Annotated in this window: 1 protein-coding gene; it reads right to left on the bottom strand. The window is 50.7% G+C overall.

All coding sequences use genetic code 11. The features are described from left to right. Positions 1–4: 4 nt before the first annotated feature. Complete coding sequence (locus FYZ48_RS25380) at positions 5–14,236, bottom strand: hypothetical protein (protein ID WP_149345332.1); 14,232 nt, start codon at positions 14,234–14,236, stop codon at positions 5–7. Between the last annotated feature and the right edge of the window lie 219 nt (positions 14,237–14,455).

Here is a 14,455-nt window from a genome sequence, read left to right as displayed (position 1 = left end):
ACAGTCAGAACGAGAGCAGTTCGGTATCGTCTTCCAGCGACGCAAAAAAGTCATCGGTCTCCTCTGACCAGTCAGCTAACTTTCGTTCGCCAGGATCCAGCACTGCTTCCATCAATCCGTCGTCTGTATGTTCATAACCCAGCAGGTGCCCCAGTTCGTGTCGGATCACTGTCCAGAGATCAATCAAACCCGCTGCCTCGCTGTCAGGCAATGCGATGAGTGACAGCTGGCCGTCAGAATAAAACTCACTATGATCCCGGGGCGTCTGATCAACAAACCAGCCATAACCGGCCGCATTGACATCGAGATAAATCGTATTCCCTTCTACCCTGCCCAGTGTGTTTCCCGACAGATCGACCACCTCGACCTGAACCTGTGCCAGCTTCTGCTGTCCCTCGTCACTCAGTTTCGGTCGCACATCATCCACAGCACTCTGCAGAGCGGTCTGTGCCTGGTTTTGATTTAATTCCCTTGCCGTTGAGGGAGTATCCAGAAGCGATGAAACCTGTAGCTGCTGATCCCAATCCTGGGGATAATTATTGGGATAAATCACTTGCTGCTGCAGAAGCTTTGATTTATTGTAATTCGTCGCCAGTAAGACCAGATCCCGGAAAGCGACGCGACCACTCTGGTTGAAGTCACTGAACCAGGCATACTGTGAACTCGACTCCGCAGTGAAACTGTTGTAAACACTCGCAAACAGCAGCAGATCCCGGAAGCTGATCTGGCCATCATCATTCAGGTCGAACGGGTTGGCCCAGATCGCAGCGGCGGTATGATCCTCGATCGCGTTCTGGCTCACCCGCTCACTTGCCAGTCCGATCTGTAAAGTCTGAATTTGGAAACCGGGATCATGCGGACCAATGCGTTGCCCCTCCAGGTCCAGCAGAACGTTATCCTCGGCCAGTGATTCAAATCGGATTCGTGCGAACAGCAACTGCGTATTGATTCCCAGGTCCGTTAAATCGGTTGTCGCTGACAGACCTTCGACTAGACCGTTCTCATCATTTATCGTCCCGGACTGATTCTGGGAAAATGCCGCACCATATTCGATGCCGGTCGCTGAAGTCAGATCCGTCAGATAGGCCAGGTCCAGCGAAACCGATGTGATCCCCTGGGAATTCAGGTCTTCGGTGCTCACCCAGAGTTCGAGCCAGTAACTGTCCCACTCACCAAGCCAGTTCACCTCAGCGGACAACGATTCCGTTTCTCCATTCGCATCAGTTGCGGTTGGATCGTCCATGACGCGCAAGGAGACTGTTTCCAGCACGCTCACAGTAACAACAAACGTTCGAGTCAATGTGGCATTGTCAGCGGTTGTCTCCAGATCACCATCCAGTCCACCATCTTCCACGATGACCGTAATTGTGGCGGTCCCCGTCTGGTCAGCGACAGGAGTGAAGCTCAGACTGCCGGTTGAATCAGCCGACGCATAGTTGACCACCGGGTCTGCAATTAAACCCGGATTATTGCTTTCCGCCGTAACACGCAAGGGCTGCACTTCGCCACCACCGGCAGTAATACCACTAAAGAGAACCGTCTGCTCAGGTGCATTTGCACTCACTAAAAGATCACCGAGTGGATCCAGTTCGGGGTCATCATTCTGCGGGCTGACCGTGATGTCGAATGTCAGCTCAATGGACCGGTTATCTCCCGTTGTCTCCAGCAGATGATCGGCGCCTCCATCTGTTACCAGGAGGGTGATCGTGGCCGTCCCGTTCTGCTCGGACGCCGGTGTGAAAACCAGGCTGTCTGTGGTATCGCCGGCGAGATAGTTTATCTGGGGATTCGGAATCAGGGATGGCTGACTGCTCGTGGCCGTCACACTTAGCGGTTGAGATGTGCCTCCCGCAGTCGTAATCAGCGAGAGAGGAATCGTCTGTTCGCCCGCATCTTCATTGAGAACCAGATCAGGGAGTTCAGCAAGCTGAAGAAACAGGCCCCCGAAGTTGTCGAGCATGAGCGGCCCCTGGTAGGAGTCCGCTATAATTTGATTCGCTTCGATATCGAGGTCCGCATCACCTGCTCCACCGATTCCTGTTGCCGCCTGTAAAAACAGGCTGTTACTCTGAACCAGGCTGCTTTCACTGATAGTAGCATCCAGAATCGCACCGCCTGTGGAAGTCAGCCAGACATCCCCCGCTGTAATGATCTTTCCCAGTAGAATAGAGAGACCTGCAGTGAGCTGGACGGTATTTGCCGTAGCATCAATGACACCGGTTTCTGCAAAACGGATCAGAGAATCAGCCTGGATCGCAACCATGCCGCTGGTCGTCAAGGTGCCATCGATGTTAACTTCATTGGCATTCAGTTCCACATTTCCGGATCCAGAATCAATCGTATTCAGTGTCACCGTATCATCGTTACCGGTGTTGATTGTCAGATTTGCCGTGAAAGTCGAATCGACCGAGTTGACGATAATGGTATCCGATCCTGTACCGCCGAAGACTTCGGTATTGATTGTCAGCATGCCTGTCGGATGAGTGAAAACCACCGATTCCCCGAGTGTGGAATCGATCATTGACTCACCATCGCCCGCATCGCCTTCATCAGACAGCGTGATCGTCTCGGCACTACCAGTAAAACTGAAGCTGCGATCGGTCGCGGCAATCGTATCCAGCACCGGTTCCAACCCCGTGTAGGTTATCGCTGCTGTCGTCTGGCCGTTATAGATAATACTACCATCATTTTCGTTGATAAATCGATGTTCGACTGAAGACGCTGTTCCACCGTAAATCTCCAGCGTGTCTTCCGTCGTCTGCCCCCCTCCTTCGAACAGGACTCCTCCCAGAGGCGCAAACAGACCTTCCGACGGATGATTGATAACCAGCCGGTCATCTCCTTCCAGTCCCCGGAATGTCAGGTCTGTTAGATCCGTAAACGCAACGACCGGCCCTTCGTTGAATTGAAATGTGCCGGAGTTGGCACCTGTTGCATTGATCGTTAAGACATCATCACCCGCTGTTCCTTCCAGCGTCAGACTGCCTGCCAGGAAATGTGTATGCACATTATTATACCCGATATCTTGATACGAACCACTGAAAGAGATCTGGCCCTGATCCGGCCCACTAATATTGTGCGTAGCAACTTCTCCTTGGGGAATATAATAAATCAGCTCATCATCCAGCGTCTCCGTCTGGGACCAATGGTAACCCTGAATGAAAATTCTAGAATCCAAACTGGGGGCGATCTGATATGAATCTGCCTGGGAACTGCCGTAAACTAAAGTACGATAGGAGGGCCCTTCTGTAATTAATTTTCCGTCCAGATCCAGTACACCTCCAACCCCATCGGCACTGTCATAATTAATTTGAAAATAGATATGATGCGCGGACGTTTGAAGCAGGGCCTGTTCCTGGACTGTCACATCATCGTCGGAATACAGGCCAACATAGTTTGTCTCCGATTTCAGCGTCACTCCTGAGTGAACCAGGATATCTTCATCCAGGCTGGCCACTGCTGAGTCCTGCGTCCAAAGCAACAGATTTGTATATGAGGACACATTCTCCTGTACCTCGATGCCCCCAAAAGACCTGACGATGACTCGGCCATTAGTCGATTCAATCCCCTCCAGTTCACTGACACCACCGATGATCAGGTCGCCGGTATTAGTGATGTCGATATCCCCAGATGCCACCGCTTCCAGATTTCCGACCTCGGTCTCCAGGGTATAACCGATGCGGCCATTGATCGTAGACAGAATTGCCCGCGAAGCCGCAATGTTGTTCGCGCTGTCATTGTTATCAGTGATGTCGCCGGTTAGCGAAGTGATCTCAACGTTTCCCGTACTGATCACTTCCCCAAGGTTAATCGAATTCTCTGACTGCAGTCTGAGATTACCATCGCCCGTATTGAGCGAACTGTTTGTATTCGGAAAATCAATTGTAGTCGCGACAATATCCAGGTCGCCTGCCCCGCTTACAGCTCCTGCGACCTGAACGGTTTCCGCGTTGATAGAGACAGCGCCACTACCCAGGTGCAGTCCATCCCCCAGAGTGATGCTGGTATTGTCATCCCGATCATTGAAAATCAAGTCGGCACTGAACCCCGCTCCGAGGGAATTCAGATTGATCTGGTAATCATTCAGAGGATGATTACCAAATTGCAGCGTCAGAGTCTCGATGGGCGAGATCAGTTTTAACGGGGTACCAAAAACGCAATCAAAGGCAGTCACACCTGCCCCGGCTTCACTGATTGTGAGTGGCTGTGTTCCCGGAAAGCTGTAATAGATCTGCTGATTTGTAACCGAAAGCTCAGAAGACAATTCTTCCAGATTGAAGTGATTGATCGCTGGTGCAGCCCCATTTCCGTAAAAAATCCGGCCACGGTTATTAGCAACGAACTCAAACTCGCTGTCTTCAATCACACCCCCGATGATTTCCAGAGTGTCTCCCAGAGTCTCGCCCCCTGAACCACCACCATAGTTGATCCCTCCTGCAGGTTGAAACACCCCATCGACCGGATTATTAATCACCAGCCGGTCATCACCTTCCAGACCAAAGAATGTGAAGCTTTCGATGTCATCAAAACTGACCACAGGCCCAGCATTCAATTGCCAGGTTCCGGAATTCGAATCCGTCGCGTTGACCGTCAAGACGTCATTGCCGGAAGTACCAGCGACTGAGATCCAGCCTGGATCTGGTTCGGGAGGTGTGCCTGCATTTTCTACAGTTTCCACATCAAAGTGGAGAATGTCCTGATAGCCATCTGAAAAGCTTACTGTTCCCACGGTGGTACTGGAATTGGACAACGTGGCAGTGACACCTTCCGGGGTATAAAAATACAACATGTCTCCAGGAGAGGTCGGATCATGAGCATCAACCAAAATCGGGTTGCTGAGACTGGGTTTGATATAAAAGGAATCCGCCTGCGTTCCTCCATAGATTCGCACTTGAGAGTTCCAAAAACCTGCCAGCTCTCCCAGTAAATCCAGTCTCCCGCCACTGAGATCATTACTGCCACCGGCATCAACAAAGAGACGGATATCGGAAGCCGTCAACAATGCATTCTGTTCGATCAGCAGGTCATCACATGATACAAGATGAATGGTTTCAGCGCTTTGCAGAAGTACTCCGGAATCTACAATGAGATTACTATTGGCCGAGGGATCATTGACATCCAGTGTTGTAAAACTCTGCCACATCACGGAGATCACATCCTCGCTGAACTGCAGGCTCCCCGTATTGGTTATCATTACCGAGCCACTTCCAGAAACTTCGATTCCCACCAGATCACTGACCCCACCAATGGTCAGGTCTCCGGTATTTCTGATCCTAACCCCTTCATAGGCAATAACTTCCAGATGACTTATTTCTGTAAAGAGCTCACTGGATGAACCAAAATCAGTAATATTACCTTTTTCAGCGGACAATACGGCAGAAAAAGCCTTGATCAGGGCTGCTCCAATCGTGCCTTTATGAATATCCCCATTTAATGAAGTGAGAAAAATTGTCCCCGTTGTTGTCAGGTTAGCAACGATCAGGTCTTCGCTGGCAGTCAGTTCGATATTTCCTGCACCGGCATCAATCCCACTATTCGCATCTGCAAAAGTAATCGTGTTTGCTTCGATCTGAATATCACCAGCACGCGTGACTGCACCGGTCACCTGCGCGGAACCCGCGTGGATCGTGAGATCTGCGCTGCCCAGATCCAGGCCATCGTTTAAGATCACGGTTTCCTGTTGGTTACCACCAATCAGCAGCGTTCCGGACACACCCGATCCCAGTGAATTGAGTTGAATCGTCGCTGATGCCGAGGTCCCCTCCACCGCCAGGAAACCAGAATAACTCGTAAAGAGCACTCCCGTATTACCGGTGACTCGCGTTTGCACGCCATCATCCGAGGAAACAGTTAGACTGTCACCCACCACTGTGGTCGCCACAGCATCGGTATCCGCGATGACAGTTCCCACCCCCAGATAACGAACAATGGGGTCTACAGAGCCGTTGAAATAGATCGCATTCTGTCCCTCGTCTAGCCGATGTTGTACGGACTGGAGTGTCCCCCCTGTGAGTTCCAGTTCGTCCCCTGCCTGACCGCCGCCGTCATACAGGATTCCACCAGTCGGATTGAAAATCGCGCCGTCGGGATGATTGATCACCAGCCGATCATCGCCCGTCAGGCCATAAAAGACCAGCTCATTGATATCGGAGAACACCACTTCCGGCCCAGAGTTGAGTTGCCAGGTACCGGAATTTTCATCGGTCGCATTGATCGTGAGCACATCATTGGCGGCGGTCCCATCAATTCTCAACTGACCAGCCAGTTGTGACAGATCGCCCTGCTGCAGATTTTCAATTCCTGTATAGGTTATGTCTGAATACGCTCCGGTAAATGATACAATACCATCAGAGTCATTACTCGGAGTCAACGTAGCAGTTTCCCCGTCCGGGAGTAAGTAATTCAGTGTATCGCCTATCAGATCCGGAGATGCGGGAGAATTCGCAATCACAGTAATCAGGGAATTCAGACTGGGAGCAATCAGAAAAGAATCAGCAAACGAACTGCCGTAAACATAAGTGCGATAATTGGGTTCCGGGGTCTCCACTATTCCGGTAAGTCTCAGTACTCCTCCAACTCGATCTGAACTGTTATAATTAACACGTAAATAGATATGATTTGCAGGCGCCTGAAGAAGGGCCTGCTCCTCAATCGTCAGGTCGTCGTCGGAATAAAGCCCAACATAAATCGTTTCCGAATGTAGTGTCACACCTGACTGTATAAGTATGTCTTCATTCAGGGAGTCAAGTGCCGATTCCTTTGTCCTCAACAACAGTTGAGCATAGGCTGTGATATCCTCCCGAACTTCAATGCTCCCATAAGCACTGACTACCACTCGTTCATGAATCGATTCAATCCCATTCAGTGTACCGATCCCACCGATGATCAGGTCACCTGAATTAGTGATGTCGATGATTCCATCAGCGATCGCTTCGAGATACTCAATTGTCGTCTCCAGCGAATTAGTACTTGCTCCTCCAGCCTCGATGATGCTGGTGTTTCCTATTGCTCCATTGACCGCAGACAGAATCGCCCGTGACGCCGTAATATTATTTGAATCTTCATTGTAATCAAAAATGGCACCATTCAATGATGTGATCGTGACAGTCCCCGTGCTGATCACTTCCCCAAGATTGATCGAATTCTCAGCCTGCAGACTGAGGTCGCCATCACCGGTATTGAGCGAACTGTCAGGATTGGTAAACTCGATCGTCGGCGCCTCGATCTCCAGGTTTCCCGTCCGCGTCACGGCTCCCGCAACCTGAACAGTACCAACCTGAAGAGTGAAATCCCTGTCCCCCAGATCCAGCCCATCGTTAAAGATCAGCACTTCCTGTTTTCCACCACCGAAATTCAGGGCACCTGTCAGACCGGATCCTAAAGCGTTCAGCTGAATGGTCGTGGTGTCCGTATCCCCCTGGAGAGACAACGCCCCCGTGAGACTGGCAAAATTAATTGAGGTGCCATCACCCGTGACACTGGTCTGAATACCGTCATTGGAGGAGACCGTCAGACTGTCTCCTGTCAAGGTGGTCTCCGCCGTATCCAGCTCAGAGAGAACCCTGGAGACTCCCAGATGGCGAATCGTAGCCTCAGCACTGCCGTTAAAGTAGACCGCATGCTGGCCTGCTACCAGACGATGCTCTTCTGAAGTTGCGAATCCCCCTGTGAGTTTCAGTTCGTCGTCCACCTGACCGCCGGCATCGTACAGAATTCCACCCACCGGATTGAAAATCATCCCCGCAGGATTATTAATAACCAGCCGGTCGTCACCTGTCAGACCATAAAAGGCGAGTTCGTCAATCGCAGAAAATGCCACTGCTGGTCCGCCATTGAGCTGCCAGGTTCCGGAATTCGCATCAGTCGCATTAATCGTGAGCACATCATCGCCGGCAGTACCATCAATTCTTAGCTGACCAGCCAGTTGTGAAAGATCTCCCTGCTGCAGTGTTTCAACGTTATTATAAGAGATATTCTGATAACCGCCCGAGAATGTAAGAGTACCATTTGCATCACTTGACGGAATCGATGTCACCGTCTCCCCGTCGGGAAGTAAGTAATTCAGCGTATCACCGATCAGGTCTGGAGTAGCAGGTAAACGAGCATTCACAGTCATTTGGGAATTCAGGCTGGGGGCGATCCAGAAGGTGTCAGCCTGCTCGCTACCGTAAACCAAAGCGCGATAAGTTGGTTCCTGAGTTATCAGATTCCCAGACAGTTTGAGCACACCTCCGATTCCATCTGCACTTTGATCATTAACGCGTAAATAGATATTGGAAGAGAGCGTCTCGAGCGTCACCTGCTCCTCAATCGTCAGGTCATCGTCGGAATAGAGGGCAACCCAGCTCATGTCCGAATGCAGAGTTACCCCTGAGTGAACCAGGATATCTTCATCCAGGCTGGCAATTTCCGAGTCCTGCGTCGAAAGCAATAGACTCGTATAAGAGAACACATTCTCAGTTACCTGCATGCCCCCGTAAGAACGGACGAAGACCCGACTATAAGTCGATTCGATCCCTTCCAGTTCACTGATCCCTCCGATAATCAGATCGCCGGTATTGGTGATGTCGATATTTCCAAATGCCACCGCCTCCAGATTTCCAAGCACTGTGTCCAGGGTATAACCAATAAAGCCATTGACTGCAGACAGAATTGCCCGCGCCGCAGTAATATTATTCACGCTGTCATTGTTGTCATTGATGTCTCCATTTAAAGAAGTGATCTCAACACTCCCCGTACTGATCACTTGCCCGAGATCAATCGTATTCGATGCCAGCAGACTGAGATCACCATCCCCCGTATTGAGAGAGCTGTTTGTATTCAGAAACTCGATCGTGGTCGCACTGATACCCAGATCTCCAGATCCGCTTACTGCTCCTGCAATCTGGACGGTTTCCGCATCGATCGTGACATCACCACTGCCCAGGTTCAGTCCATCGGTCAGAATCACCATGAGATTGTCATCGTGATCATTAATGATCAGCTCACCAGTAAATCCGGTCCCTATCGAATTCAGATCGATCTGATAATCTTTCAGTGAATTATTTCCATACTGGAAAGCAAGTCTTTCGATCGGCGCCATCAGCCTCAAAGGAGCACCATTCGCAGCATCAAAGGCAGTTACCCCTGCTCCGGCATCACTGATGGAGAGAGATTGCGCATCTGGATAACTGTAATACAGGCGCTGATTCGTGACTGACAACTCGGAATAGACTTCTTCCAGATCAAAGTAATTGATGGCAGGAGCAACCAGATCTCCATAAAACACCCTGCCTCGATTCTGAGTTATGAATTCGAACTCACTGTCAGCAACGAAACCCCCGATGATTTCCAGGGTATCACCCCACGTCTCCCCACCCGTTCCTCCGATAAAATTGATACCTCCCGGTGGATGAAATACCCCATCCACCGGATTATTGATCACCAGACGGTCGTCACCTGCCAGCCCGAAGAATGAAAAGCTCTCAATGCCATCAAAATTAACGACAGGGCCGTCATTTAATTGCCAGGTACCGGAATCAGCATCCACCGTATTGACCGTTAAGACATCATCACCGCTGGTACCCGCGATCATCAACCTCGCAGGGTCTGATTGAGGGGCCGCACCTGCTCCCTGCACATTTTCTACACTGATATGGACAATATCCTGATAACCATTTGAAAACGTGACAGTACCAGTATTCGTGCTGGATGTGATCTGAGTCGCAGTGACACCTTCGGGATTATAATAATACAACGAATCCCCTGGAGAACTCGGACCGAAAGCCTGCAGCAGAATACTGTTATTCAGACTGGGACTGATATAAAAAGAATCGGCTTGAGCTCCACCTTCCACATAAGCATAGGGGCCATTGGAAACTGCCAACTGTCCCAGCAAGTCCAGTCTTCCACCATCGACATCATTTCCACCAGATGAATCAACTGTGAGACTGATCGCAAAAGCCATCAGCAATGAATCCTGCTCAATCAACAAATCATCGCAGGACCAGATAAACATCTGCGTGGTGCTCTGCAAAACCACTCCTGAATCTACAATGAGATTACGATCGGCGGAAGGATCATCAGAATCACTGGTCTTTAGAAACAGCTGTTTGGGTGATACCACATCTTCGCTAACCTGCAGGCTACCATTAGTAAAGATTTGAACGGATTCACCTCCGAGTCCTTCGACTCCCACCAGATCACTCGCTCCTCCGATGATCAGATCGCCTGTATTTTCCAGGTTGATCTCACCGTAAGCAACCGCTTCCAGATAACTGACCTCTGTCAGTAAAGGGTAAAGCGCTCCTGATCCAATCGCTCCGTTTTCTGCTGACAACACAACCGAATAAGCAGAGACCGTAGACTCTTCAGAACTGTTTACTCTCCTGATATCGCCATTCAGCGAAGTCAGGCTGACATTCCCTGTGGTGGCGAGATTAGCCACCAGCAGATCATCCATGGAAATCAGTTCGATATTCCCTGCACCGGTATTGAGTAAACTGTTTGCATTGGCGAATTCGATGGCAGTCGCAGCGATCTCGACATCACCTGTACCCGTCACCGCCCCTGCAATCTGAACCGTTTCGGCAGCAATGGAAATCTTCCCACTCCCCAGATTCAGAGTATCCACCAGAATCACCGTCTCAGTCCCCGCGCTGTCGAGGATCTCAAAATCTGCAGTGAGGCTGGTTCCCAGATCATTCAGGTTCAACGTATTGATTCCGGCCCCCGCATCCAGCGTCAGCTTTCCGGTGAAGTCCTGGAAGAAAATGATCTCACCAGCAGTCGAATCTACACTGAGCTGGCCACTCGCAGGACTGCTGACGGAGATCGTTTCGTCAACGTCGCTGTAGATCAGTGTTACTTGAGCCGCATCGATGGAAGACGTAATTGGTTCCAGCCCGGTATAACTGATCAAATCCAGTCCGGAATTATTCAGTTGGACTTTGCCATCGTGTTCATTTTCAAAAAGATATTCAGCAGAACTCGCAGTCCCGGTCACCTCCAGACTGTCAAAACCGACCCCCTCTCCGCCGGTGAAGATCACCTTCAATCCCGCAGCCGCCAGGGAAGTATCCACACTCACCCGATCATCACCAGCACCGCCATTGATATAGATCTCCCCTGAAATCAGTGCGGACAGCGGTATTGTGAATTGAGTCAGACTGACCTGATTTCCCTCTACAGGTGGAACCAGGCGATTGTCCGGATGAGTCACGACCAGCGCACCATCGCTCACGGACAGGCTGACCGAGGCATTTTCATTGGTCAGGTTATTGATGACCAGACTACCGTCTATGAGATCCGCCTGGAGATCGATGACCGGCTGATACTCATAAGCATAAGCAACCCCTGTCTGAACTCCATCGTGGGCATGATTATGCCAGCCAGCGATAATGGTTCCGCCACTGATGGCGATACTTTCGGTGAAAAAGGTTTCATTCAGATTCGGATCCAGGGCATACAGTTTTTCTAAATCAGGAGCTTCCCATCCATTCCAGCCATCGAACAGATAGATGGCTCCCGGATCAGCAGGATCAGTAAAGTCCGGTCCACCGACGAGAATCACATCCCCACTGATCGCAACTCCCAGGCCAAATCGAACCGGCTTTGTCTCACCAAAGCCTGCCAGGGAAGTGAGAACATCCCAGTTCTCTGACTCCTGAATCACATAAGCATCACCGTTAGAGCCAATCACAGCAATTCCGTTTTCAATGCCTACAGAAGTCCCGAACTGGGAGTCAGTTTCGACAGCGGTCAACATTTTGAACTCAGACCAGCTGTCATCTACCGGACTCGTGGTTCCGCTGGTATCCCTGCTGAACAGGTAAACGGCTCCATCCAGGTAACCAGGGGGATCCCCAGAGCTATGATAGGGATCCCCCGCGATGATCGTGTTTTCATCTTCACTGATCGCAACGGATTCTCCAAAGTATGCATAGTCAGTTGCATCTGAAGCCGTTAGTTTGCTGGTAGAGTAAGTGTTCCAGCTATCATCCGTCATAAAGACATATACAGCCCCTGCTCTTTTCGTTGTTTCATCCACATCGGCATTCGGAGCCCCAACCACTATTGTCTGCCCCTGAATCGCGAGACTGTGACCAAAGTTTGAGACAGACGGACCGAAGCCCCTGGGAAAAGGGTCCCCAAAGAGCCCGTCAGCAGGTTGCGTGAACGTCCGCTGATGTACCCAGACATCATCCTCGTGCCCCGGCTCGGTCCCCTCATTTAACTGATACAAATAAACAGAGCCCGCAAGGTCTCCATCGTCTGCATAAGAGGCACCAATAATCAGTGTATTTCCATCAATGGCAACAGACTTGCCAAAGAAATAATACCCTGGCTCAACTCCATTTGTCGGGGCATAGATTGTCGAATGAAAATCCCACGCGTCGTCTGTCAGATTATCCGGGGTTTGATTCACATCATTCCGAACATACAGATAAACAATCCCGTCGCGATTGTCATAATACTCAGCAGCCACAACCATCCAGTCCCCATCTACGGCGACCGCACTCCCCGTTTCATCACCTGCTGCCGGATTCGCTGCCGGATCAGGCAGGAGTTCCCCCTGGCTGAAAATGGTCGGAACACCGTTGACTGCATTCACCGTGACATCGAAAGTACGGCTGAACATGACATTGTCGTTCGGTGTATCCAGGTCACCATCAAGACCTCCATCTTCCACCGTCACTGTGATCGTCGCTGTACCACGCTGATGAGCGACTGGAGTAAACGTCAATGTCCCCGTTCCGTCCGGTGACGTGTAGCTGACCAGCGGATCCCGAATCAGGCCCGTGTGACTGCTGGACGCCGTGACCCGCAACGGCTGCGACTCTCCAAGGCCTGCAGTGATCCCACTCAGGTTCACCGTCTGCAAAGTAGCGTTTTCCGTAAGTGTGATATCGCTGATCACATCCAGCGTCGGAACCTGCGCACTGAAAGTAACGGTATACTGTCCCAGACTCCCATAATCCGAGTAACCCGTTCCCGAAACGCTTCCTTCACCCGTCCCTTCGATAGATACGTAGTACGTGCCTGCTGACAGTCCTGTAAATGACGCATTGAGAGCGCCAACAGGATTACTGGTCTGAATCTGAGCGCCACCTGAATCATATAATCTGGCAAGAATGTCGAGGTTGGGATCCTCGATAAATGGATCGATGTGAACATCGCCACCATTAGTAGTGAACTGGAAATAATCCACATCCGTATTTCGCTCAACGATTCCGGAAGCCATACCGTCGGTAACAGTTGATGCATAGATAATGCTGCTTCCATGATCATCGGCACGATAATCAAACCCGTTCTGGGTTGTGATAATGCTCAAGTCGTCCTGGTTGTTATTGGCATCCGTATACTCACCTTTACTCCATTGAATCAGATTCCGGTTATAGCCGGACCCCATAATCGGTGCCCAACTCGTTACACCGCTGCCGTGACCACGGTAATATTCCTGGGTTGGTGTACCATCGTGGGTCAACCCCAGTGTGTGTCCCACTTCGTGGGTGATTGCCAAGGCGACTTCAGACATTTCCGTGTTGAACACAAAGGCTGGTGTGTCCGAGTTCCAGTTGAATGACTCAAGAAATGCTACGCCACCAGCGGCGTGGTAGAAGGTGTTCTCACCAATGACGATACGCACTCCCCATCTGGTATCTGCGGTATTACTCTTGATCAGATCGCTGATTGGTGGCTCTACGGTTGTCACATTCACATTAAATGGAGCAAAATCCTCAGCAATCCGTTGCCAAACGCGTTGCATCGCTTCGTGTTCAGCGGTACTGAATACTGCGACGTTGCCATCAGTATCATAAGCAGGCGTGACGATGCTACTACCGGATGCGTAGTATTCATTCCAGTACGTACCCGTTGTCGTATGGCCGTTGAAATCGAGATAAATCGTATGGTTGGCCCCGGCCAGTGAACTCAGGTTAAATGTATCACTGACAGAAAAAGGAGGTGCTCCACCTGTAACAGGAGCTGCTTCAGCTTCGGAATAATTGATGGGGATCCAGTGTGCCTCAGCACCGTACTGATTGACCGGATGATCCTCTTCAGCCCCCGTGCCGTCTGGTGTCGTCCCTGTGATCGTCGTCAGCAGGGTCCGATCTTCCAGAACTTCGACCGTGGAGATCTGATTGTTCAAGGCCGTCTGCCAGTAACGCCGCAGAGCCCTGCGATCGCGGGAACGAACTACGGTCCGTCTCCGCAAACGGGAAGTGAGTGTTTTGAGCCAGTTAGTAAGCAGCATCCTGCCAACTCCTCAGAGGTAAATGATTCAGCCCGGTTTGTTGCAGAGGGAAAACTCACGTAAGAACAGATGCAACGAGACACAATTCAAGAACATAAATCCCGGAAAGAACTGCATCATGCAGAGCAATGAGACCGACACAGAGAAATGTGTTGACGCAAAATTGCAGACAGGTCGTCAGCTTGAGCGGGTAGTACCATGCAATCTGATCCTTAAATC

This window comes from Gimesia chilikensis (genome assembly GCF_008329715.1).
GTDB lineage: Bacteria > Planctomycetota > Planctomycetia > Planctomycetales > Planctomycetaceae > Gimesia > Gimesia chilikensis.
Note: the sequence above shows the minus strand (reverse complement) of the source record. Positions and strands in the feature narration are given on the sequence as shown.